Source organism: Rothia sp. 27098_8_161, from assembly GCF_041432905.1.
Classification (GTDB): Bacteria; Actinomycetota; Actinomycetes; order Actinomycetales; family Micrococcaceae; genus Rothia.
The window spans coordinates 1-595 of record NZ_JAPWAL010000079.1 but is presented as its reverse complement, the minus strand read 5'-3'; the positions used below and the strand labels follow the sequence as shown (position 1 = coordinate 595).

Below are 595 nucleotides of genomic sequence, written 5' to 3'. Positions count from 1 at the left end.
CGGCGGAGTAGAATAGGAGCTTGGGCTCTTTCGTTATGAGCCTGCTGAATTATCGCCACGACAGCCGAATGAGGTATGAGCTATGAGCGCCAATGCCCTGCCTGTGATTACTGTGCACGGCCACGCCAGCAACCCCGGCACTGTCACTGAGCCTACCGTCTATGAGCAGGCTCTGGCGCGCTCGCTGAGCCCCGAATCCCTGCCTGCACATATTGGAGTGCTGGTGGACGGTAACCGCCGCTGGGCGGCTCAGCGCGGTTTGAGCACCCGTGAGGGCCACGCCGCCGGTGCGGAGCGAATTATTGATTTTCTGGCGTGGTGTACTGAGCTGTCGATTCCGCAGGTGAGCCTGTACATGCTCTCCACCGAGAACCTGAAGCGCCCTGAGAAGGAGCTGACCGGTCTGGTCGCGGTGATTGATACCTTCCTGGTACGTCTGGTGGACTCCGCCTGCGGTCCGGTGCGCGCCATCGGCAATATTGACCTGATTCCTCGCCAACTGCACGAGCGCTTAGATTGGGCGATTGAGCAGACGGCGCACCTGCCCGGTGTTCATGTGAACATTGCGGTCGGCTACGGCGGTCGCCAGGAGATT

The 595-nt window shown here is 60.7% G+C and carries 1 protein-coding gene; it reads left to right on the top strand.

Annotated features, from left to right (window positions below):
* Positions 1–82: 82 nt before the first annotated feature.
* Positions 83–595: undecaprenyl diphosphate synthase family protein (locus O3648_RS08490; RefSeq protein ID WP_371569623.1), on the top strand; the 513-nt coding region annotated here is incomplete at its 3' end.